At 41.2% G+C, this 23,439-nt stretch carries 26 protein-coding genes; all 26 read right to left on the minus strand.

The window, feature by feature from the left end; genetic code table 11:
* Window positions 1-11 precede the first annotated feature (11 nt).
* Window positions 12-779 (minus strand): c-type cytochrome, encoded by a 768-nt coding sequence (locus ACSVDJ_RS10595; RefSeq protein WP_439168638.1) that lies wholly within the window; start codon window positions 777-779, stop codon window positions 12-14.
* Window positions 780-832: 53 nt separating this feature from the next.
* Complete coding sequence (gene qcrB, locus ACSVDJ_RS10600) at window positions 833-1,507, minus strand: menaquinol-cytochrome c reductase cytochrome b subunit (RefSeq protein ID WP_094835422.1); 675 nt, start codon at window positions 1,505-1,507, stop codon at window positions 833-835.
* A 14-nt stretch (window positions 1,508-1,521) separates the two neighbouring features.
* Window positions 1,522-2,025: a Rieske (2Fe-2S) protein gene (locus tag ACSVDJ_RS10605; protein WP_439168639.1), complete on the minus strand. Its 504-nt coding sequence runs from the start codon at window positions 2,023-2,025 to the stop codon at window positions 1,522-1,524.
* A gap of 159 nt (window positions 2,026-2,184) precedes the next feature.
* The gene (locus ACSVDJ_RS10610; RefSeq protein ID WP_439168640.1) at window positions 2,185-2,649 is read right to left on the minus strand and encodes a YpiF family protein; all 465 of its coding nucleotides are present in this window, start codon (window positions 2,647-2,649) and stop codon (window positions 2,185-2,187) included.
* A gap of 91 nt (window positions 2,650-2,740) precedes the next feature.
* A complete protein-coding gene (locus ACSVDJ_RS10615; RefSeq protein ID WP_439169078.1) occupies window positions 2,741-3,280 on the minus strand; it encodes a ReoY family proteolytic degradation factor in 540 nt (179 codons plus the stop codon).
* 38 nt (window positions 3,281-3,318) lie between these two features.
* Window positions 3,319-4,578, minus strand: a complete 1,260-nt coding sequence (locus tag ACSVDJ_RS10620; protein ID WP_439168642.1) for a tetratricopeptide repeat protein — start codon at window positions 4,576-4,578, stop codon at window positions 3,319-3,321.
* Window positions 4,579-4,734: 156 nt separating this feature from the next.
* Window positions 4,735-6,021, minus strand: a complete 1,287-nt coding sequence (aroA, locus tag ACSVDJ_RS10625; protein WP_439168644.1) for a 3-phosphoshikimate 1-carboxyvinyltransferase — start codon at window positions 6,019-6,021, stop codon at window positions 4,735-4,737.
* A 15-nt stretch (window positions 6,022-6,036) separates the two neighbouring features.
* Window positions 6,037-7,140 carry a prephenate dehydrogenase gene (locus tag ACSVDJ_RS10630; RefSeq protein ID WP_439168646.1) on the minus strand — a complete coding sequence of 368 codons (1,104 nt, stop codon included), beginning with the start codon at window positions 7,138-7,140 and terminating at the stop codon, window positions 6,037-6,039.
* A gap of 12 nt (window positions 7,141-7,152) precedes the next feature.
* Entirely contained in the window at window positions 7,153-8,250 is a 1,098-nt protein-coding gene (hisC, locus tag ACSVDJ_RS10635; RefSeq protein WP_439168648.1) for a histidinol-phosphate transaminase, read from the minus strand.
* 18 nt (window positions 8,251-8,268) lie between these two features.
* Window positions 8,269-8,640, minus strand: a complete 372-nt coding sequence (gene aroH / locus ACSVDJ_RS10640; protein ID WP_439168649.1) for a chorismate mutase — start codon at window positions 8,638-8,640, stop codon at window positions 8,269-8,271.
* A complete protein-coding gene (gene aroB, locus ACSVDJ_RS10645; RefSeq protein ID WP_439168651.1) occupies window positions 8,637-9,728 on the minus strand; it encodes a 3-dehydroquinate synthase in 1,092 nt (363 codons plus the stop codon). Before aroB ends, aroH begins: the two co-directional genes overlap by 4 nt.
* Before the next feature lie 2 nt (window positions 9,729-9,730).
* Window positions 9,731-10,903, minus strand: coding sequence for a chorismate synthase (aroC, locus tag ACSVDJ_RS10650; RefSeq protein WP_439168653.1), 1,173 nt, complete (start codon window positions 10,901-10,903; stop codon window positions 9,731-9,733).
* 196 nt (window positions 10,904-11,099) lie between these two features.
* Window positions 11,100-11,888 (minus strand): CheR family methyltransferase, encoded by a 789-nt coding sequence (locus ACSVDJ_RS10655; protein WP_439168654.1) that lies wholly within the window; start codon window positions 11,886-11,888, stop codon window positions 11,100-11,102.
* Between the two features lie 295 nt (window positions 11,889-12,183).
* Window positions 12,184-12,630 (minus strand): nucleoside-diphosphate kinase, encoded by a 447-nt coding sequence (gene ndk / locus ACSVDJ_RS10660; protein WP_095478090.1) that lies wholly within the window; start codon window positions 12,628-12,630, stop codon window positions 12,184-12,186.
* Between the two features lie 99 nt (window positions 12,631-12,729).
* The gene (gene hepT, locus ACSVDJ_RS10665) at window positions 12,730-13,692 is read right to left on the minus strand and encodes a heptaprenyl diphosphate synthase component II (RefSeq protein ID WP_439168656.1); all 963 of its coding nucleotides are present in this window, start codon (window positions 13,690-13,692) and stop codon (window positions 12,730-12,732) included.
* Window positions 13,693-13,709: 17 nt separating this feature from the next.
* Window positions 13,710-14,417 (minus strand): demethylmenaquinone methyltransferase, encoded by a 708-nt coding sequence (locus tag ACSVDJ_RS10670; RefSeq protein ID WP_439168657.1) that lies wholly within the window; start codon window positions 14,415-14,417, stop codon window positions 13,710-13,712.
* A gap of 3 nt (window positions 14,418-14,420) precedes the next feature.
* On the minus strand, window positions 14,421-15,221 hold the full coding sequence (locus ACSVDJ_RS10675; protein ID WP_439168659.1) for a heptaprenyl diphosphate synthase component 1: 801 nt from the start codon (window positions 15,219-15,221) through the stop codon (window positions 14,421-14,423).
* Window positions 15,222-15,466: 245 nt separating this feature from the next.
* Window positions 15,467-15,697 (minus strand): trp RNA-binding attenuation protein MtrB, encoded by a 231-nt coding sequence (mtrB, locus tag ACSVDJ_RS10680; protein WP_094835406.1) that lies wholly within the window; start codon window positions 15,695-15,697, stop codon window positions 15,467-15,469.
* A 22-nt stretch (window positions 15,698-15,719) separates the two neighbouring features.
* The gene (gene folE / locus ACSVDJ_RS10685) at window positions 15,720-16,286 is read right to left on the minus strand and encodes a GTP cyclohydrolase I FolE (RefSeq protein WP_439169079.1); all 567 of its coding nucleotides are present in this window, start codon (window positions 16,284-16,286) and stop codon (window positions 15,720-15,722) included.
* A 172-nt stretch (window positions 16,287-16,458) separates the two neighbouring features.
* Window positions 16,459-16,731 (minus strand): non-specific DNA-binding protein Hbs, encoded by a 273-nt coding sequence (hbs, locus tag ACSVDJ_RS10690; protein ID WP_439168661.1) that lies wholly within the window; start codon window positions 16,729-16,731, stop codon window positions 16,459-16,461.
* Between the two features lie 268 nt (window positions 16,732-16,999).
* Window positions 17,000-18,478 (minus strand): stage IV sporulation protein A, encoded by a 1,479-nt coding sequence (gene spoIVA / locus ACSVDJ_RS10695; protein ID WP_439168662.1) that lies wholly within the window; start codon window positions 18,476-18,478, stop codon window positions 17,000-17,002.
* Between the two features lie 154 nt (window positions 18,479-18,632).
* A complete protein-coding gene (locus ACSVDJ_RS10700) occupies window positions 18,633-19,340 on the minus strand; it encodes a YphF family lipoprotein (RefSeq protein ID WP_439168664.1) in 708 nt (235 codons plus the stop codon).
* 14 nt (window positions 19,341-19,354) lie between these two features.
* Window positions 19,355-19,558 carry a DUF2768 domain-containing protein gene (locus ACSVDJ_RS10705; protein WP_439168666.1) on the minus strand — a complete coding sequence of 68 codons (204 nt, stop codon included), beginning with the start codon at window positions 19,556-19,558 and terminating at the stop codon, window positions 19,355-19,357.
* Between the two features lie 239 nt (window positions 19,559-19,797).
* Window positions 19,798-20,853 (minus strand): NAD(P)H-dependent glycerol-3-phosphate dehydrogenase, encoded by a 1,056-nt coding sequence (locus ACSVDJ_RS10710; RefSeq protein ID WP_439168668.1) that lies wholly within the window; start codon window positions 20,851-20,853, stop codon window positions 19,798-19,800.
* A 21-nt stretch (window positions 20,854-20,874) separates the two neighbouring features.
* On the minus strand, window positions 20,875-22,185 hold the full coding sequence (der, locus tag ACSVDJ_RS10715; RefSeq protein WP_439168669.1) for a ribosome biogenesis GTPase Der: 1,311 nt from the start codon (window positions 22,183-22,185) through the stop codon (window positions 20,875-20,877).
* A gap of 188 nt (window positions 22,186-22,373) precedes the next feature.
* On the minus strand, window positions 22,374-23,429 hold the full coding sequence (gene fni / locus ACSVDJ_RS10720; RefSeq protein ID WP_439169080.1) for a type 2 isopentenyl-diphosphate Delta-isomerase: 1,056 nt from the start codon (window positions 23,427-23,429) through the stop codon (window positions 22,374-22,376).
* Between the last annotated feature and the right edge of the window lie 10 nt (window positions 23,430-23,439).

Below are 23,439 nucleotides of genomic sequence, written 5' to 3' on the forward strand. Positions count from 1 at the left end.
ATCTTCGTTCATTACTTCGCTTCTAAAGTAGAAATGAATTCAGCCATTTTCGCTAAATCTTCATCATTTCCTTTATACATACCAGCTGGCATAGCGCCACGACCTTCTTTAGCGATTTTAGAAACCTCTTCAGGGCTCAATCCTGTTCCAACCAATGTTGGTCCAGCCGCTCCACCTGCCATCGTATCTCCATGACAGTTAATACAGCCATTTTCTTGATAAATCGTATAGCCTTCCGCTGTTTTATCAATATCAGCTTCTGCTTTAATTTCCCCTTGAGCTTTCGCTGCTTCCCAGTCGTGGTTTACAACTGACTCCCAAGTTAAGAACACGATTGATGCTAAAGCTAATAACATGAAACCTGTCGCAAATGGACGCTTTAACGGACGACGTTCTGGTCCACGGTCAATAAATGGAGCTAGTAATAGTCCTCCGAAGGCAAGACCTGGAATAACGAAGGCACCAATTACGTTGTATGGTCCAGATGCATACGTGTATTTTAATAATTGATAAAGAAACAAGAAATACCAGTCTGGAAGTGGAATATATCCTGTGTCCGTTGGATCGGCAACCCGTTCAAGCGGAGACGGATGCGCGACTGTTAAACATAAATAACCAATTAAGAAAACAGCACCTACCATCCACTCTTTTAATAAAAAGTTCGGCCAAAATGCTTCTGTTTTTCCAGGGTATTCCGAATAATCTTTCGGAATATTCGGTTTTCGTTCAGCCGGGATACGCGAATCGCCAACGAACTTCATCCCTTTTCCACGATGCATAGCGTTCCCCTCCTTTTATAATGATATAAATCAAATCGATTATTTATTGAATTTTACAATGGGCCAGAGATCCCTTGTTTACGAATCATAACGAAGTGAGCTCCCATTAACGCAAGCAATGCTGCCGGTAAGAAGAACACGTGAATCGCAAAGAAACGAGTAAGCGTCTGTGCGCCGATAATATCAGGATGACCAGCAAGTAACGTCTTCACTTGCTCTCCAATAAACGGTGTTGCCGCCGCAATTTCAATACCTACTTTTGTCGCAAATAGCGCTTTCATATCCCACGGTAATAAATAGCCTGTGAAACCTAAGCCAAGCATGACGAAGAAAATTAATACTCCGACCACCCAGTTTAACTCACGAGGCTTTTTGTATGCACCTTGGAAGAACACGCGTAACGTATGTAAGAAAATCATAACGATTACTAAACTCGCACCCCAATGATGCATACCGCGAACGATCATTCCGAAAGCAACTTCATTTTGTAAATAATATACAGATTCCCAAGCATTTTTAATATCAGGTACATAATACATTGTTAAAAACATACCTGACAGAATTTGAATAACAGTTACGAAAAACGTTAACCCACCAAAACAGTAAACGAACGCCGAGAAGTGATGCGCAGGGTTTACGTGCTCAGGCACTTCATGATCAGCGATATCGCGCCACATTGGCGTAATATCTAAACGCTCATCCACCCAATCATAAATTTTGTTAAGCATGTATTACGCCTCCTTTACACGATATTATTTGGTTTCGGTTTACCAATCTGAAGGAAACCGTCTTTCACTTTTGTTGGATAAACATCCAACGGTTTAGTCGGTGGAGTTCCTGGTACGTTGTCACCATTCTTCTTATATAGCCCATTATGGCATGGGCAGAAGAATTGATTCTTGTGATCGTTACCTTCCCAGTTCACCGTACAACCTAAATGTTTACATACTGGTGAAAGAGCGACGATTTCTCCCTTATCATCTTTGTAAACCCAAGCTGTTTGTGTTACTTCAGATACATACCATGCATCTTTTTGTTCGTAAGAGAAGTCGACACGCGTTGGAGTTTTACTTAATTCATCCACCTTTTGCTTTGTTGCACGGTATTCGCCTTTGGCGCCGCCCTCCAATACTGGATCGACTGCAAAACGCACCATCGGCATTAGCATACCCGCCGCCATAAAACCTCCTACTCCCGTGAGAGTGTAGTTAAGGAATTGACGTCTTGATACCCTTTGTTTGCTCATCCTTTTCCCCCCTCTGTTATAAGGTTTGTCCATTATGGACAAAAAATAATCGCACAAACCATAAACTAGGACATAATCATGATAATCTAAACTTGATTGCTGGTCAATATGGCAGAGCTTTAAAAACGTCGAACAATGTGAAAAATTTCTGAAATTTCATTAAACTCGTTGCCATTTCTGCACAATGATATTAACAAATTGCTTCACTTGCTCTTCTATTAAAGAATACTTATAAGCGTCCTCCATATGCTCTAGCGGCACAGACGGCACCCAAATGAGCGTTCCTTCTATTTGCTCTTCTACGAGCTTCCAATCGCTATCAGACGTGAAGAAAAAGGTATGCTTGAAGCCTGCATGGTCAAATTCATTCGCCCATTCATTGATCGCTACTACTTTCTCTTCTTCATTTTGCTTTTTCATATAAGAAAATGGTGGAACAAGAAGAATCCTTCCTTTAAACTGCTTTTCTAATAATATTGTCAATAACTGAATAAATTCATACTGAGAAGCGACCTGCTTCATATCTGACTCAAAAGAAATCGGGACAAGTGGCATAATAACTGTGTCAATGTATTCTTTTTGCTGTTGAAACAATTCCGTGTCTTTCCCATTCCAATTCATCATCCTTCACCTCACTTTCCATCATATCATGACGGCTAGTATGAGAGCCACCTCTCTCAAGCGAAAACAACCCTTTGCCCGGGTGAGCAAAAGGTTATTTTAGTTGATTTAATCTCGCTGTTAGCTGTAGAAATCTCTCTTTATCTTGCGCATCAAGCGCCTCGTCAATCTCTTGAAGAAGCCGCTCTTTTTGAAAGTGATAAATACTATCTTTCAGAAATTTCTCAGCTAATGCTTTATCCTTCTCCGTAATTCGCAAATTTCTCGGCATAAACGGATTTTCTTCTAATACGGCTGCATATTGATGAGAAGTGTTAGACCCTCTAAATTTCAATTCAATATATATATTCTCTTCTTTGTTCAAGCGAATATCATGAAAGGATTTCTCAGCATCAGTGGTCATAATATTTTCTTTAAAAAATCGAAATGGCGCGCTATCTACGCAATGAGTGGACATCACCATTCCCCTTGGGCAATATTGGGCATCATCGACGAAATGAACCTTCTCCATTAACTGGTCATGGCTCATTAAATAATTCAAAATCCAAACAGACTCTCTTCTCTTTAACTGATAATGATTTAAAAACCAACGGATAAAATCTTTTTTTTCATGAACAGATACAGGGGTAGCCATCGATAAATCCCTCCTCTGCAAACGATAATAGTAGCCTGTTAATCCCTCAACCGTTCGATTAGTGACAGCCATTCTTCATTCGTCGGGTCCGTCTTTAACAGTTCAGTAAACACCTGCCACGCTTCCTTACGCCTTCCTTCTTCCATTAGGAAATAACCATACTCCTCCAAAAACAAATGATTGGTGTTAAAGAAATTATATGCTTCTTCATAACATTTTAATGCCTGATCATAGTGTTCCATGCCATGATACGCTTTCGCTTCATCCCAAATAAACTGAGGGTCTGCTTCCCCTTCTTTTTTCAGCAGAGTTGCTATTTCTAACACTTCTTCATAGCGCTCTTGATGTAATAATAGTTTATTTAATGTTAACCCAGCCTCTGAATACTCTGGGTCTAGCGCCAACGCTTCTCGGAAATAGTCCTCCGCTTCTTGCTCTTTAGCAAGCTTTAAGCTTAGCTTTCCAGCGATAAAGAATAGCTCTTTATGAAACTCATCGTGACTAATTCCCTCTTTCGCTGCTTCCAGCCCTTTTTCAAGCTCTTCCTCTCGCTCATACGCTCTTGCTAAATATAGATAAATCGAATGATAATCCGGGTCTAAAGCCTTTACTTCATTAAACTTCTCAATCGCTGTTCGATCATGTCCTGCCTGAAATGCGGTAAATGCATATTCAAATAACGTGTTAATCTCTATTTTGTGATCAAGTGCTCGTTCATAGTGGTAGAGGCTGTCCTCAAATGCTCCACCAGCACTCAACGCTTCCGCTAATCGTTGGTGAATGGAAACAGCTGCGATCACCTCTTCCCCGCGAACGAGCAATTCACGATAGCTCTTAACCGCTTCAAGAAACTTCCCTTGTTCAAGGTACAATTCGGCTAACGCAAATTGAATCACCGGCTCATCAGGAAGCATTCGTTTGGCCTTTAGTAGCTTTTGTTCACTGACTTCATACAAACCTTGCATTTGATATAAGTCCGCTAACAGCAACAACGACCGTGGGAAAAACTCGTCTGATTCATCCATTTGATCTAATTGAAGCATCGCCTCTTCTTCTTCATCCATCTCGACAAGCACTTCAGCTAACAATACCCGCAGTTCTCCTTCACTTGGATATTTCTTTAGCAATCCTTCATACAATTCCTTCGTCTCATGGAGAAATCCTAAATGGTATAGCTCTTCAGCGAGACTATATTTCTCGTCATCCGATGAAAAAGTAAGTACCTTTTTAAATAGCGATTGAGCTTGTTGCTCATTTCCTTGTTGTAAACAATCTATCATTTGTTGTGCATAAGACATATATTCGAACCCTTTCTTTCCTTCAGCCTTTCATCCTTTTTACAAGATAAGCAGCAACTTGTTTTCTTTTCTATGATACATAAATTCTCCACATTAATAAAATTTCCTTCTTCATCACGAAAAGGAGCTGATAAATTCATATTCAGCTCCCCACCTTTATTGAATTAAACTCGCTAGATCCTCAAAAAACTGTGGATAAGAGACGGCAATAGCCTCAATGTTTTCAATTGTGACTGAACCGGAAGCGATCAGCGAGGCAACAGCGAGCATCATCCCGATTCGATGATCACCGTAAGACGTAACTTGACCACCTGTTAACGACTGGTTACCGTGAATAATCATCCCGTCCTCCGTCGCTTCGACCTTTGCTCCGAGCTTCGTTAGTTCATTAACGACCGCGTCAATCCGGTTCGTTTCTTTCACTTTTAGCTCTTCTGCATCTTTAATAATCGTCTTGCCTGATGCTTGAGTCGCCAGCAAAGCGATAATCGGAATTTCATCAATTAATCTAGGAATTAAGTCGCCGCCAATTTCCACTCCGTGTAGATCAGAAGTGCGAATAATGACCGTCCCAATTTCCTCACCTTTGGATTCCGCTACTATCACTTCCATGTTGGCCCCCATTTTCTCCATCACGTCAATAATACCGGTTCTCGTAGGGTTTAAGCCAACATTTTTTAATATAATTTCACTGTTTGGCGCAATCGCTCCAGCAACGAGGAAGAAGGCCGCTGAAGAAATATCTCCTGGCACATAAATATCTGTTCCTTTAAACGTTTGACCACCTGTGACGATAATCTCATTGCCACGTCTTGTAATCTTTCCGCCAAATTGCTCAATCATTTTCTCTGTATGATCGCGAGTCGGAAGTGGTTCGGTAATGACCGTCTCCCCTGTTGCTTGCAAAGCGGCAAAAATAATCGCGGACTTCACTTGAGCGCTAGCCATCGGCAACTCATAACGCATCGCTGTTAACGTTGTCCCTTGCACCGCTAAAGGAGTGAATCGTCCATCTTTCCGCCCAGAAATTTGTGCCCCCATATCTTTCAACGGAACAACCACTCGATCCATCGGACGTTTCGCAATCGATTCATCACCAATTAACACCGAATGAAACGGTCTACCCGCTAAAATACCTAGTAGCAATCTAGTTGTGGTACCGGAATTCCCAGCATCCAAAATATCAACCGGTTCTTTCAACCCATCCCAGCCGTTTCCATGAACAATGATTTCTTCTTCCGTTTCCTCAATTTGAACGCCAAGCTTGCGGAAAATATCAATTGTACTTAAACAATCCGCTCCCTTTAAAAAGTGGCGAATCGTTGTTGTCCCTTCTGCTAGCGCACCAAACATCACAGAGCGATGAGAGACGGATTTATCTCCCGGCACTTCTAATGTTCCTTGTAGCACAGAGTTCGTTAACTTCAACTCGATCTCTTTCATCTATACCACACCCTTTTAGGCTAAATATAAGTCGTAATTGGTCTGCTTTTCAATACAGCTCATCGCCCGCAGACGATCTTTATCACTTTGAAAGCTAATCACAAGCACCCCAAATACATCTTCACGCGTTTCTAAAATACGAATGTTCGTAATGCTAATTCGTTGCTCTGCTAAGTAAGCCGTTATCTCCGAAATAATCCCCGGATAATCAGGAACATCGACATATAAGTCATAAAAGGCTGGAATCGCCCCTAATGATTGAGTAGGCAGCTGATCGCGAAATTCCTTCGCTTGATGGAAATAATCGAATAAATCCGTTGCCTTTTCTTCCTTCAGCATGTCGATCACTTTATTCATTTCTACTTGCCAATGTTCTAACAGCTCCAGCAAAACTTCCTTATTATGTAAAGAAATATCTTTCCACATTTCTGGATTAGATGAAGCAATGCGCGTAATATCTTTAAATCCACCTGCTGCTAGTCTTGAAACAAGCGCGTTCTGATCATTATAACTTTCCGCCTGATGAACGAGCGATGCCGCTACAACATGAGGAAAATGGCTAACGACACCCGTTAATTCATCATGATCCTCCGCTGATAATTCAATGATTTTCGCCTTCGTTCCTTCTAGCCATTTCTTTAAAATCGCTAATTGTTTTTCATTCGCATCCGCACTTGGTGTCAATAAATAAAAGGCATTTTCAAATAAATGCTCCTTCGCTGCGGTGACACCACTTTTATGAGAACCAGCCATCGGATGTCCACCGATAAAGGTAATCCCTTGATTTAGTAGCACTTGAGCACAGGTCATAATTTTCCGCTTCGTGCTACCTGTATCGGTAACGATCACATGCTCTTTCAAGCGAAAGTTCATCAATTCACGAATCATTTCTTCTGTTTGAATGACAGGAGCGGATAAAATAATTAAATCGGCCTGTTCTGCTCCTTCTTGAAACGATGAGGCGCTTTGATCAATAACATGAAGCGCCTCTGCTAGCCCTATTTCTTGAGGACGGATATCAAAGCCGATAATCGTTGCTTGCGGATGAGACTTTTTGATGCTTTTCGCAAGAGAGCCACCAATCAGTCCTAAACCGGCAATAAACACGTTTCCTCTCATAATTTACACCTACTATCTGGCAACTGTTTCGGTTAGAAAACTTTTCATCGCTTGCATAATGCCTTCATTTTCTTCCTCCGAACCGACGGTCACTCTCACAAATGTCGGGAATCCGAGTGCTTGACCGGAACGAACAATATACCCTTTTTTCATTAAGTATTCAAATAATACATCACTGTCACATTGGAAGTCGATTAAGATAAAATTCCCTTGGGAAGGATAATAAAATAGACCTTCCTCTTGGCAAAATTGATAAAACTTCTCCAATCCTTTGCGGTTCTCCGCTCGACATGTGTCGATAAATGCTTGATCCGACAGCGCGGCCACCGCAGCTCCTTGTGCCAATGTATTGACATTAAACGGCTCGCGCACAGGCTCCAATCGTTTCATCAGTTCTTCAGAGCCAAACCCATAGCCGACACGGAAGCTAGCTAAACCGTACGCTTTTGAAAACGTTCTAGTCACTAACACATTCGAATAACGTTGAATGATGTCTAAAGCATCATAATAATCATCCGCTACTACATATTCATAATACGCTTCATCTAATACGACCAACACATCTTCAGGCACTTGATCTAAAAAGTTGATGAGCGCTTCTTTCGTCAAATGAACACCTGTCGGATTGTTAATGCTACAGAGCCAAACGACAGCTGTTTGATCATCCATCGCCGCTCTCATCGCTGCTAAATCGTGAGCGCCGTCCACAAGTGGAATTTCTCTTACTTCCGCTCCATCCACAATAGCATTATGACGGTACTGAGAAAACGTCGGATTCGCCATCACCGTGTTTTTCCCAGGCTCTAGCAAAGAACGAGAAACGATTTGAAGAATTTCATCCGATCCATTTCCGAAAATGAATTGCTTTTCATTCAACCCTAGCTGCTCACTAAGCGCTGTTCGTAACATCGTCGTATAGCCATCCGGATAAATCGCAAAAGACTTCGCATACGATTGTACCCATTCTTGCACTTTGCTTGATGAACCAAAGGGATTCTCATTCGAAGCTAATTTAACAATTTTCTCTAAACCGAACTGTTTTTTCACTTCGTCGGCAGAACGCCCGGGCTGATACGCTTTTAAATGAACGATTTGCTCTTTCCACTTCATAACTACCCCTCCGCTATGTTAATGATTTTGCTTTTGTAAGTCAGGGCGCAAACTGATGGCCTGCTCTAAATAAATATGCTTCACTTCTGATTGAGTCAGTTTCGTATTCACATGCATCATCACGCGTATGCATTTTGCTAAACTTCCCGGCACCGGAATTTCCTTCATGCACATCACCGGTACATAGCTCCAACCATCCAAGCGCCTTAACGCTTTAGCCGGAAACACGGCGGCAAGATCTTCCGTCACTGAGATGAAAACAGAACATACATCATCCGCTTGTATTTCATTCTCGTCAATCATTTCTTGTAACAACTTTTCTGTTGCATCGATCATTTCTGTTTCATCATTCGCTGTTACTGTTGTAGCTCCCCTTATCCCCCTAATCATCTCATCATTTCCTTCCTTACTAATTGATCCGTTTCTCGTAATTCGATCGTGCTTATTTCACAAATCACCGGTTTTCCGACCGTTTCTAACAAAACGAAGCGAATATGTTCACCGATCGTCTTCTTGTCTCTTTTCATTAAATGATGAAGCTCCTCAAATGAAAATGGTGCATTTAAATCTAAGCGATAGCCAAGATTTTTTAACCATTGGCAAAACTCTTCTAAACGAAACGCGAAATTCATCTTTTTTTGGCTAAGAGAAAGAGCGTACACCATTCCAGCTGCCACGGCCTCTCCATGAGTGACCTTCCCATAACCTAAAGCCGCCTCTAGGGCATGACCATACGTATGGCCAAAGTTTAAATAAGCGCGAATGCCTTGTTCTCTCTCATCTTCCCCAACAATCTTTCCTTTAATTTCAATGCCTCTTTCTAAACAATAAGCAAGAAAATCGGCTGTCAAATCATCTAGATGTGTCACTTTCGTCATGATCTCATGTAAAAATGTCGGATCAGCGATTAACGCATGCTTAATGACTTCAGCAAAACCCGAGCGCACCTCATGCTCAGGCAACGTCTGTAAAAATGGTGTATCATAGAGGACTGCTTCTGGCTGATGAAAGTGGCCGATCATATTTTTACCTAACGGGTGATTGATCGCTACCTTTCCGCCAACCGCACTGTCATGAGCTAAAATCGTTGTTGGAATTTGCACAAAGCGAATGCCGCGCATAAAGCTTGCTGCTACATAGCCAGCTAAGTCGCCTGCTGCTCCTCCACCAAAAGCAAGAATACAAGATTTTCGATCTAACCCTTTTTCAAGCGCGAACGTTAAACACGCCTCGAAGGTGGCAAATGATTTCGCCGCTTCTCCTTTAGGAACGGTTAACCATTCGTAAGGGATATTTGACGGGATCGACTTCTTTAATGCTTCTCCATGAAGATCAGCGACATGTTCATCTGCAATGACCAAAATTTTTGTCGTTCCTTGGAGCGGCCCTTGAAACAATTCTACTAACTTAGTTAATGCCCCTTCTCCGACATAGACAGGATACGTCTTATTTGGCATTTCGATCATTAATTGCCGCATGCTCAAAACTCCTTTGCATAGCGTTTTGATTCTTCGACAGAAGCAATGAGCGTCTCCATACGATCACTATAAAATTGGCTAACAAGTGCCGAAGCTAATTCCCAAGCAACAGCCGCTTCTGCTACAACAGCTGCTGCTGGCACCGCACAGCTATCAGAACGCTCAATACTTGCCGTGAATGGCTCTTTCGTATCAATGTCGACACTTTCTAACGGTTTATAAAGCGTTGGGATTGGCTTCATTACTCCCCGGACGACAATCGGCATCCCGTTTGTCATGCCACCTTCAAAGCCGCCTAATCGATTCGTTTTGCGGTAGTAGCCCTTCTCTTTCGTCCACGCAATCTCATCATGCACGTCACTACCAAATCGTTCAGCTGCTTCAAAGCCGATGCCAAATTCCACCCCTTTAAAGGCGTTAATGCTGACAATCGCACCGGCAATTTTAGCATCTAACTTTTGATCATAATGAGCGTAGCTTCCAACACCGATCGGCATCCCTTCGACAATCACTTCCACAATTCCTCCAATGGAATCGCCATTTTTCTTCGCATCGTCAATCGCCTGCATCATTTGCTTTTCCGCTTCAGAATCGAGACAACGAACTGGTGAGGCTTCACTCTGTTGTTGAATTTGCTCCATCGTTTCTACATCCGTTGGCTTTGCTTTAATTCCTCCAATTTCAACGACGTGAGAAGCAATTTCGATCCCTAGTAGCTTTAATAGCTTCTTAGCTACTGCTCCAGCCGCTACTCTCACTGTCGTTTCACGTGCAGACGATCGCTCTAGCACATTTCTCATATCGCGATGGCCATACTTAATGCCACCATTTAAATCCGCATGTCCAGGGCGCGGACGAGTAATTTGCCGTTTCACTTCTTCCGCTTCATTTTCATCTAGCGGCTCCATCCCCATAATTTTCGTCCAATGCTTCCAGTCATCATTTTCCACTACTAACGAAACTGGTGAGCCGAGTGTGTAGCCATGACGCACTCCACTTTTAATGCTGACTACATCTTTCTCAATTTGCATTCTACGGCCACGTCCATGACCTTTCTGACGACGGCTTAGCTCAATGTTAATATCCTCTGCTAAAAGTGGCATCCCGGCAGGTAGCCCTTCTATAATTGTTGTTAACTGTGGTCCGTGTGATTCCCCGGCTGTTAAATATCTCATTTCACTTTCTCCCTTCAACTCGTTAAAGCGGTTATGTAACACTATAACACATTTTTTGAAAATTTCCATACACTTATGTACTTTTTGAGATTTTAACATAACTACTGATAATTTTGTCGCAATTCATGATATTTTCAAAAAAACTATTCATATATAAGAATAGAGACCTAAAGATGCAGGCCTCTATGATACAATATTAAACTTTCATAGCATGCTGTGATCGTTGGTAAAAGAACGTATCCTCTACTTCAAATCCGTATTCATTCGGGTTGAAAATTTGCTCTGTGCTTCCAACAAACAGCACTCCGCTAGGCTTTAATGCTTGATTAAACTTATGATATAGCTGATCTTTTGCTTCTTCCGTAAAATAAATCATGACATTGCGACAAATAATTAAATCGAAGTTGGAATCGAAGCGATCAGACAATAAATTTTGTTGTTTAAATGTCACCGTGCGCTTTATTTCATCCGTCACTTTAAAAAAGCTACCTTCTTGCGTGAAATATTTCTCTTTCATTTCTCTCGGAACTTCCGCAAGTGATCGCTCGGAATAGACGCCGATTTTTGCTTTTTGAATCGCATTTTGATCCAAATCTGTCGCCAAAATCGAGATTTGTGATAACGGCATAAACTTCGATAGCACCATCGCTGTAGTGTATGGCTCTTCCCCTGTCGAACAAGCCGCACTCCATACTTTTAGCTTTTTATTGGAGGCAAGTAAACGCGGAAAAACCTTCTTTTCCAACACTTCCCACCGCTTCGCATTGCGGTAAAATTCGGAGACATTGATCGTCATTCGATCTAAAAATTCATTAAAAATTTCTTGATCCCGATTCATCGCTTCAAAAAACTCTTTAAAGGAGCGAAATCCTCTTTTTTCGTATAAGGAGGTTAATCGTCTCTTCATTTGCGCCTCTTTATACAAGCTGAGATCAATGCCTGTTTTCCGATTGATTTGCTGAATAAACTCTTGGTAGTCGCCCATCTCCTATTTCCTCTCCCTATTGAATAATTGGCATAAAGTGAAACTTCAATCAGTGGGGGTTTTCTTCATCCTCCACTGATTATTAGTTGAACCAATCGGGCATTTACGGGCTGTTGATCTCCCACCTACATGTCTGCGCTTTTTCTGCTCTGCTGAGGTGGGAGTCTTACAGCCCGTTAATGCGGGATAAATTGTAGTTCTTTTGTCTTATTATATCGCAACAACGAAGTAGCACAATAGTTGTTTTGGACAAAATATAAAAAACACTGCCCGTAGACAGTGTTTTCAATAACAATTAGTAAATCCACTCATTTACTGGTTTGCTGTAAGTCGTTAATTCTTCTTCTTTGAAGAAAATCGCGATTTCTCTCTCTGCGCTTTCTGGAGAGTCAGAACCGTGGATGATGTTTTTACCAACAGTGATGCCGAAGTCGCCACGGATTGTTCCTGGAGCTGCATCTTTCGGGTTTGTTGCACCCATCATTTGACGAGCTGTCGCAATCACGTTTTCACCTTCCCAAACCATTGCAAATACTGGGCTTGAAGTGATGAAGTCCACTAGTTCACCGAAGAAAGGACGCTCTTTATGCTCTGCATAATGTTGTTCAGCTGTTTCTTTAGAAACGCTCATTAATTTCGCACCAACTAGTTGGAAACCTTTTTGCTCAAAACGAGCAACGATCTCACCGATTAATCCTCTTTGTACGCCGTCTGGCTTAACCATTAAATATGTTTTTTCCATTATAGTCACTCCTAGTTTATGTAAGTTTTTAAAAAAAATAATGAATCCTTCAAAATAGTAACATTGATTGCTCAACTTGACAATATTTTCGTCAAAAAACTAGTATTTTCGCTTGCCGATATATTTGGCAATATCGCGTAGTGCTTTTTTATTGCGATTCGAAGGTAATTCCTTCAAAATGTCTAACGCTCGCTGTAAATAGCGCTGACTCAATGCATGCGAACGTTCAATTGCATCACTTTGCTTCAATAATGCGATGATTTCATTCATTTCGGCTTTCGTCGTCTGTTCGTTCACTCGAATAATTTTTTCCTTCAGCTGTTCATCCTGCATCGCATACAGAACGGGCAAGGTAATATTCCCTTGCCATAAATCGCTTCCCGCTGGTTTTCCAAGTTGGGCTTCCGTTGCGGTAAAGTCAAGGATATCATCCGTTATTTGAAACGCCATTCCGACGTTATAACCAAATTGATACAGCTTTTGATGAACCTCTTTCGGAACATTGGCAGCAATAGCTCCTAGTTGGCAGCTAGCTGCAATTAACAGCGCCGTTTTGCGTTTAATTCTCCGTAAATAATCCCGTAAATTTTGCTCATATCGATATTTGTCTTTAATTTGGACAATTTCACCTACGCACACTTCCACAATCGTCCTCGACAAAATTCGATGAGCTTCAATATTTTCGATACTTGTAATATATTCAAGCGAACGAGCAAAGATGTAATCGCCTGTATACATCGCAAAACGATTGTCCCATTCAGCCTTCACAGTCGGTTGCCCTCTTCTAAGCTCGGCATTATCAATGACGTCATCATGAACAAGTGACGCCATATGAATGAGTTCTAAAGCCACAGCGACATTTTTTACTTTCTCCATCTCATACTGACCAAATTTAGCAGAAAGTAAAACAAAGACTGGGCGAATACGCTTGCCACCCGCTTGCAATAAATGCAGAGAAGCATCGCGTAATGATGGCGACTGAGCAGAGATCGCCTGTTCTAGTTCTTTTTCAATTAAATCAATATCCGCCTTTAAAAACGAATATAGCATATTTAACTTCATGTTTTCACCCAACTTATTTACTTTTGTTTATAGCCAATATGGGTTGCTGCTACTCCACCTGTATGAGGCTTGTAGCTCACATTGACCAATCCTGCCTGTTCAAACATACGAGCTAGCTCCTTCATACCAGGGAAGTCGCGCGCAGATTCTTGCAACCAAGAATATTCTTGATAACTTTTCGCAAATAACTTGCCGAACACCGGCATAATAAAGCGGAAATATAAAAAGTATAGTTGGCGATAGCCAATCATCGTCGGCTGTGAAGTTTCCAAACATACCGCCATGCCACCTGGCTTTAACACTCGATTCATTTCTTGCAAAACCTGCATGTAATCTGGTACATTGCGCAATCCAAAGCCGATCGTCACATAATCAAATGTATTGTCCTCAAACGGAAGCTCCATCGCATTCCCTTGGATCATATCCACTTGAGATAAACGAGCCGCTTTCACTTTTTCGCGACCAACTTCTAGCATATTATGACTGAAATCAAGCCCAACGACTTTCCCTTCTTCTCCGACAGCCTCAGCAAGTGCCATCGTCCAATCTCCCGTGCCGCAACATACATCCAGAGCTGCTGTTCCTTTTTTAACAGCCATCCGTTTCATCGTATCATTTCTCCAGCGTTTATGCTGTTGAAAGCTGATTACAGAATTCATATGGTCATAATTACTCGAAATCTTCTCAAAGACCCCATGTACTCTTTCTTCCTTCGATTGTTGCATCGTTTACCCTTCTTCCACATAAGTTTTATTGTCAAAAAACTCGATTGTCATTCTTTCAAAAAGATGAAGGATCGGTTCATGAACAAACTCTGTATTCAATGTTTGTTCGACAGCTACTTGTGCTTTCATGATATATTCTTCGCAAATTTGCAAAAGACTTTGCTGCTGTTCCATCGAAAGCGACCCTTTAACTTCAGGATACTTCAGCTGTTTAAGGGAATCCATAATAATGGCCTTTTCACCCACAAGAAAAGCTTGCTTGTCTTTCAACAGTCTTTTCACAAACAGCACATGCGAAACTCCTGAAAAAAGATGTTGAACATTGAAAAATCGATAAAATCTCTCGACAATTTCGGTCTCTATTTTATAAACGCTCTCCATGATAGATGCCACGGAATGCCGTTCGTTTTGATATAAAGCAATTTTATTTTCATTAATACTTTTTACTGCATCCGCAAGCGTTCGAATCATATGTACATCATTCAAATCAGCAAGAATTTGATAATACAAACCACTGAAATAATCCCCAGCTAATACAGTTAGTTGTTGTTCTTTCAGAATATCACTTGAAGAAACTGTCACTTTTTCATGGGTATCAAGAGCGATTTGAATCAGCGTGGCAGTTGTAATATATTGCTTTGTTTCAGAGGTCGACAAGCATTCTCTATTAAATGGAAACATTAAGGCCATTAAACGAGTTTCGTCAATATCCGGCTTATCGATATACTTTCGCAAATAAGGAAAGGAAAGCTTATATTGCACCTCTTGTTCAATTAATGATTTTTGTTCTAGCCATTCATTCATCGTCTTAACCCCTTAATCCCGTTTCTTTTTATTATGTATCATTATCATTTCATCATGCTATAAAACAAGCAATATTATATCACACTTACTGGCTAAATACGAACGGATGTCAGTAAATTAAACAGATAAATATAAAAGAGCCAGCCTTCTCTATCGTCTAATATAGCCTAAATACTAAGAGAACACTATATGTTGACGTTAAGTAGAGAAGCCCGGCATGATCATGACCTTTTGCTTGTCCTAGTCTATTCTTTCACACTTCCGCTTTCCATTTGTCCAAAACTTGTCACAATTTCAGCTTTGCCACGAACTTTAATGGCAGAAGTATGCTCTGTAAACTGAGCAACCATCACTTCGCCTCGGTCTAGCTTTTCCGAGTGATGAAAGCGTGTATCTGACCCTCTTGTTAATCCGATCACATTCACACCATCTTCAAGCGCGCGAATCATGATGTAATCCGCTTGATTTAGCTTCATGCTTCCCCACACCTTCCTCTTCTTAAGCTTTGATTAATTGTAACAATTCAGAACGAGCATGCACATCATCCGCATACTGCCCTCTTGCAGCTGTCGTTACCGTTTTTGACCCAGGTTTTTTCACTCCGCGCATCGCCATGCACATATGTTCCGCTTCAACGACAACCATCACACCATGCGGCTCAAGCGTTTCCATGATCGCATCAGCCACTTCAGAAGTAATACGCTCCTGTAATTGCGGACGTCTAGCGACCGTTTCCACCGCGCGAGCTAATTTACTTAACCCCGTCACCTTGCCGTTTTTAGGGAAATAAGCCACATGAGCATGACCAAAGAAAGGCACAAGATGATGCTCACACATCGAATAAAAAGGGATGTCTTTCACTAAGACCAATTCCTCGTAATCTTCTCCAAAAACCGTTTCAAAATACTCTTTCGGATCTTTATTTAAACCAGAAAAGACCTCTTCATACATCTTCGCTACCCGCTTAGGCGTATCTAACAACCCTTCACGATTCGGATCTTCTCCTACTGCTTCTAATATTAATCTAACTGCTTCTTCAATTTGAGCGCGATTTACTTCAGCCATATCTATACAACCCTCTCCATCCACTTTAAATAAAATATTCATTTACACTATAACAATATAAATATTAGCACAACCCAACAACCACATCAAAGAGATTAGCGACATATGAATTGAAGCCTACTGAAAAAGGGAGACCTTTGTGAGGTCTCCCATTAGCCAATAGGCTATGTAATTATTTTACCGCATCTTTCAATGCTTTACCTGGTTTAAACGCAGGCACTTTGCTAGCAGCGATTTCAATTTCCTCACCTGTTTGAGGATTGCGTCCTTTACGAGCAGAACGTTCACGTACTTCAAAGTTACCGAAACCGATTAATTGAACTTTATCACCGTTTGCTAACGTGTTTTGGATGGCATCAAAAACGGCGTCAACCGCTTTAGTCGCATCTTTTTTAGAAAGTTCAGCTGCTTCTGCAACTTGATTAATTAAATCTGTTTTATTCATGCCATTCACCTCCTCCCAAGGGGATATTAAACGAAAGTTTTGTATTTAAACCCATTACTTTCATTAGTAAGCTATTTTTTCTAATTCTATACATAAAACTAAAAAAAAGCTATCAAATCAATGTTTCTACATTAATTCTGTTAAAAGATTATCACATAAGAAATAGCTTATCAAGCAGAATCCCTTAAGTTTTAAGCTTTCTTTCAGCTTTAGTTAAAAAATACAAAACAGACCCTCCTGTAGTAGAGAGTCTGGGGCATCAATATATTTATAAAATAATAGCGATCATCCCCCCTGAACCTTCGTTAATGATTCGCTCTAACGTTTCTTTCAATTTATACCTTGCGTTCTCCGGCATTAACGCTAATTTCCCTTGAATTCCTTCTCTCACAATTGAACTTAAATTTCGACCGAAGATATCGGAATTCCAAATGGATAATGGGTCATCTTCAAAATCTTGCATTAAATAGCGAACAAGCTCTTCGCTTTGTTTCTCCGTTCCAATGATAGGTGAAAACTCGGACTCTACATCGACTTTAATCATATGAATAGATGGAGCAACTGCTTTTAATCGAACCCCAAATCGAGATCCTTGACGAATGATTTCCGGCTCGTCGAGGCTCATATCCTCAAGGGAAGGCGCAGCCACGCCATATCCAGTCTGTTTTACCATTCTTAACGCATCAGACACTTGATCATATTCCCTTTTAGCATTCGCAAAATCTTGCATCAATTCAAGCAAGTGATCCTTTCCACGAATATCGACTCCCACGATTTCTTTTAATACTTGATCATACAGTTCATCCGGGGCAAATAAATCAATCTCCGCAACACCTTGCCCCATATCCATCCCCGCTAACCCCGCGCTTTCAATAAACTCATAGTCATCGAATTGCTGAACAATGCGATCCACATCGCGAAGGCGCTTAATATCCTGCACCGTTTCTTTAATGGCCTCTTGATAATGCCCTCGAAGCCAATGTTGATCTTTTAATACCATAACCCAACCTGGTAAGTTCACATTCACTTCATGGACTGGAAATTCAAACAACGCTTCCCTAAGCACATTAATCACATCAGTTTCCCTCATACTTTCGACAGACATCGACAACACTGGAATATCATATTTTTCTATTAAGCTGTCTCTTAATTGGTCTGTTTCTGGATGAAATGGTCTAGCGGAGTTGACGATCATAATAAATGGCTTTCCAACTTCCTTTAATTCCTCGATAATTTTCTCTTCTGCCTCTAAATAATTCTCTCTAGGAATCTCTCCGACCGTACCATCTGTCGTGATCACTACACCAATCGTTGAATGCTCCTGAATCACCTTACGCGTGCCTATTTCTGCCGCTTCATGAAATGGAATCGGCTCTTCAAACCAAGGAGTGTTAATCATTCTAGGCCCATTTTCATCCTCATATCCCTTTGCTTCTGGGATCACATACCCTACACAATCAACGAGACGAATATTGACATCAAGGCCATCATCTACTTGAATAGAGATCGCCTGGTTTGGCACAAATTTAGGTTCAGTCGTCATGATTGTTTTTCCCGCTGCACTTTGCGGCAGTTCATCAAGTGCACGAGCTCGTTCTGCTTCGTTTTCTATTTTCGGAAGCACTAGCTGCTCCATAAATTTCTTAATGAACGTTGATTTTCCTGTTCGAACAGCTCCTACAACACCTAAATATATATCTCCTCCTGTGCGTTCCGCTATATCTTTAAAAACATCTGTTTTTTCCACTCGATTCCCTCCCTGCTTTATTGCTTACGCTTCCAATTAGCCCGTTTCTCATACATTAAATTGTATGATGTTGTCCCTCTTTTATATGACTGAAAATGATAAGCAGAAAAAAAGAGCCTCCAATTTATCACATTGGAGACTCTTTTCTATACGATTATTTCGCCATAAACACAGGCTCATTATTTTTATCTACTGTATAGGGAAGAGAAAAACCTGGAGCGATAACAGAGTCCTGATAAAGTAGGGGACGAATATCTTCTCCTTGTTTGAACTTCTCTTTAGATTTCTGTAGCACAGCATATAGCTCACTGCTATAATCGACATACACTCGACCATCGCCGGAAATTACGAGCGATAAATTATTATTAGAATAAGGGCTAACTACATAAGGTTCTTCTCCATAACCTAGTTCATCATATTTCAACGAATACACATTCGCTGCGATTTCTTGATCATATGGTGGGTACTTATGCGATTTAATCCGCAATTGAATATCACGAAGCTGCTCCGCCATTCTTAAATCAATGAGTTTAACCGTTGGATTTTCCTCCACATCTACTAGAACGTATTGAAAGATCCCTCCGGATTCAAAGGCATTTCCTGGTGGCTCGGCCATGAATTGCGGCGCCAATTTTTTGAAATCAATCGGATATTTTTCATACAGCGGTGTATCCGCTTCCTTATTTTTAATCGGTAACAGCCCATCATTTTGCTCTTTAAATTGATTGACCGCTGTTTGCACAGATTGCACTTGGTCTTCATATGGCGTTTGATTAGCTGCTAACCGATCCTCAGGAAACATACAGCCGCTCATAATAGAAGAAACAAGAATTAATAAAATGATGGTAAAATATTTTTTCATTATCTCTCCTCCCCCTAAGCTCCTGTTGGACCACTAAATACGATATAAACCATAATCATTCCACCGATAATTAAACAAGCATAAGCCAACGTAGCAGAGATAAATTTAAAAAAGCTATTCTTTATTTTATAACGACTCAAATAAATCATCATGACGGCTAGAATCATAAGTCCCATACCGACAAAAGAAATCCACATATTTAACATTGCTGTTGACATCTGGCACTACCCCTTTCAGTTATCGACCTGATTATACCATAACGTTCCGCTAAATTGGGCTGTGAACACGCTAAAAGCCATCTTCAATCGGGCTTGTCCATTTAAGATCCGGCCCTTTTAAAAAAAGCTGAAGCAGATTGTTTCACTGCCTCAGCTGATTCGACCGCCATTTCCTAGCATAGCTGGCTTTCTCACCATATTATATGGAACGCTTCTTACTTTTGACTCAGCGAACGTCTCTATATTTCATCACATTGACGATCTTCATATACATTCACTAAATCTTCCATCTCATGTGTTTTCATACGAGCCATTAATTCATCAACAGCTGATTTTGCGTCCTGCCCTTCGAATAATATGCGATGAAGAGCTTCTGTGATCGGCATATCCACTCCATACTTTGCCGATAATTGCCGAGCGGCTTTCGTCGTCCGAACTCCTTCAACGACCATTCCCATATTAGCTAGCACTTCTTCTAACTTTTTCCCTTGACCGAGCATATTTCCTGCTCGCCAATTACGAGAATGAACGCTTGTACAAGTGACAATTAAATCACCAATACCCGTAAGCCCTGAAAACGTCAACGGCTTTGCCCCCATTTTTGTTCCTAAGCGAGCAATTTCAGCTAATCCACGCGTAATTAAAGCCGCTTTCGCATTGTCACCGTAGCCTAAACCATCAGAAATTCCAGCAGCTAAAGCGATAATATTTTTTAACGCTCCACCAATTTCTACTCCAACGATGTCAGAGTTTGTGTATACGCGAAAATGTTGATTCATAAAGAGGTCTTGAACCTTGTTGGCCACCTCCATGCTTTTAGAGGAGACTGTCACCGTTGTTGGATGACGCAAGCTCACTTCTTCTGCATGGCTAGGTCCGGATAAAACGACCACTGCTTCACAAAGCTCTTTCGCCATCTCTTCTTCAATCATTTCGGAGATGCGTAATAATGTATCCGGTTCAATCCCTTTACTGACATGAACAATAGTTAGCGATTGCTTTTGGTGTTGTTGGATCACTTGTAGTACTTCACGAATCGCTTTTGTTGGGACTGCGAGTACAATCAGATCAATCTCATCAAGCACCTCTGCCATGGAATGATAGCCAACAATGTTAGTTGGAAGGTCAACACCAGGCAAATACTGATGATTCGTATGTTGCTCATTAATTTCTTGAATGCGCGCTGGATTATGAGCCCATAGTCGAACGTCATGGCCATTATCCGCAAGCACAAGAGCTAAAGCAGTTCCCCAGCTTCCAGCTCCAATAACAGCTATTTGCTCTTTTTTCTCCATGTTTAATTCACCAGCTTTTCTTTATTTTCGGGCACGAGAAAGAATTCGAATTGGCGTTCCTTCAAAGCCAAACGCCTCGCGAATTCGATTTTGCAAGAAGCGTTCATAAGAAAAGTGCATAAGCTCCGGCTCATTCACAAAAACAACAAAAGTAGGCGGCTTCACGGCTACCTGTGTCGCATAATAAATTCTTAATCGCTTTCCTTTATCTGACGGTGTAGGGTTCATCGCTACCGCATCCATAATTACATCATTGAGTACACTTGATTGTACACGCATGGAGTGATTTTCACTCGCTTGATTAATGACTGGTAGTAACGTATGAACTCTTTTCTTTGTTTTAGCAGATAAGAAGACGATTGGTGCATAATCTAAAAATAAGAAGTGACTACGAATTTTTTGCTCAAATTCTTTCATCGTTTTCTCATCTTTTTCAATCGCGTCCCACTTATTGACGACGATAATGACCGCACGTCCGGCTTCATGAGCGTAACCAGCAATATGCTTATCTTGCTCTCGAATACCTTCTTCCGCATTGATGACGACTAAAACAACATCTGATCGTTCAATCGCTCTCAATGCACGGAGCACGCTATACTTCTCAGTCGTTTCGTATACTTTTCCTTTTTTCCTCATGCCGGCTGTGTCAATAATGACATATTCTTGACCATCATACGTATAGGGAGAATCGGTCGCATCTCTCGTTGTTCCGGCAACATCACTAACAATGACACGATCTTCCCCTAATAAGGCATTCACTAAAGACGATTTCCCTACATTAGGACGACCGATTAAAGAAAACTTAATGACATCGGAATCATATTCCTCTTCATCCGCCTGAGGAAAATGATCGATGACAGCATCTAGCATATCCCCTAAACCAATTCCGTGCGCACCGGAGATTGGAAATGGTTCTCCAAAGCCTAACGAATAAAAATCATAAATTTGGCCACGCATTTCTGGATTATCTACTTTATTGACAGCGAGAACAACTGGCTTTTTGGAGCGATATAAAATTTTCGCCACTTCTTCATCCGCTGACGTCACACCTTCTCTTCCACTTGCTAACAAGATGATGACATCCGCTTCTTCAATCGCAATTTCCGCTTGCTGGCGAATTTGCTCTAAAAACGGCTCATCTCCTAAATCAATTCCACCGGTATCAATAAGGTTAAACTCTTGATTTAACCATTCTCCTGAACTATAAATTCGATCTCTCGTTACACCAGGAATATCTTCGACGATTGAGATTCTTTCGCCGACAATTCGGTTGAAAATGGTTGATTTCCCTACATTCGGGCGCCCTACAATGGCGACTACTGGTTTCACCATTTCATTCATCCTTTCCACACTTGCATTCTATTTTGCTTATTTATCATTATTATCTACGTCCGTATAAATAAAACCCTTCTGACGTAGAAGGGTTTTATGAACCTATACATTTTATCAATATTCTCCTGAGCAAGCAACTAAAACCACGAAACAGTTCTGTTTCGATCACATTTCAGACCATTTTCATGTCATGATCTCCTACTGAAAAGAGCAGGTTCAAAGCCGCGCGCATCTAACCAATGATAAGTCTCTCCCTTAATGACAACGGTCGACCGCTGTAGCTCTTCAATTGATGTGGCCCCAAGAGCACACATCATCATATGTAAATCTTCATGCAATTCTTTTATCTCTGTCAACAATGAATCAAAGCCGTCCTGCAACAAGGTTTTCAACAAGAAGCCAGCCATTCCAACGGCGTCAGCTCCAAGGATCAACGCTTTGCACACATCCAGGCTAGTTTGTATACCACCGGATGCCACCACACTCATGTTGTTCGCTGCTGTTTGTTTCACTTCTACAATCGATGCAGCCGTAGAGATTCCCCAGTTATTAAAGTAGGCAAGCCCTTTGTTTCTGCGAGCATTTTCAATCGCCGCAAAATTGGTTCCACCAAAACCACCAACATCAACAGCGGCTAATGGAATAGCGGATAGTTTCTCAACTGCTTCTTTGCTAAGTCCAAATCCTGTCTCTTTCACAATCACTGGTACAGGCAATGATTCCGCCATCGCTTGAATTCGCTCACAAGCTCCTGAGAAATCGCGATCTCCCTCAGGCATAGCGAGCTCTTGTATTACGTTTAAATGGATTTGGAGCGCATCTGCTTCTAACATCTCAACAGCGGCTTGCGCTTGCTCAACTGTAGCTTCACTGCCAATATTCGCCCAGATTATTCCTTTAGGATTCATTTGGCGAACAATGCGAAAAGTTTGTCTTTCTGACGGATTTTTAATCGCCGACATTTGTGAACCGACTGCCATCGCTAAGTCTAATTCTCTTGCCGCTATCGCTAGGCTTTCGTTAATTTCTTCCGTTTCTCTACCTCCGCCACCAGTCATCGCATTGATGAAAATTGGCGAACTTAAAATAAGTTCGCCAATTTTGGTTTGAATTGAGACATCATTCAAAGCGATGTTCGGAAGGCTTTGATGAACGATATCGACATCATCAAAGCCAGTCACACGACTTTGACCCGTTGAGAGCGCATATTGAATATGTTCTCTTTTTCTTTGTTCTCTCGTCACCATTCATCAC

The organism is Bacillus sp. Hm123 (assembly GCF_051842975.2).
GTDB lineage: Bacteria > Bacillota > Bacilli > Bacillales > Domibacillaceae > Bacillus_CE.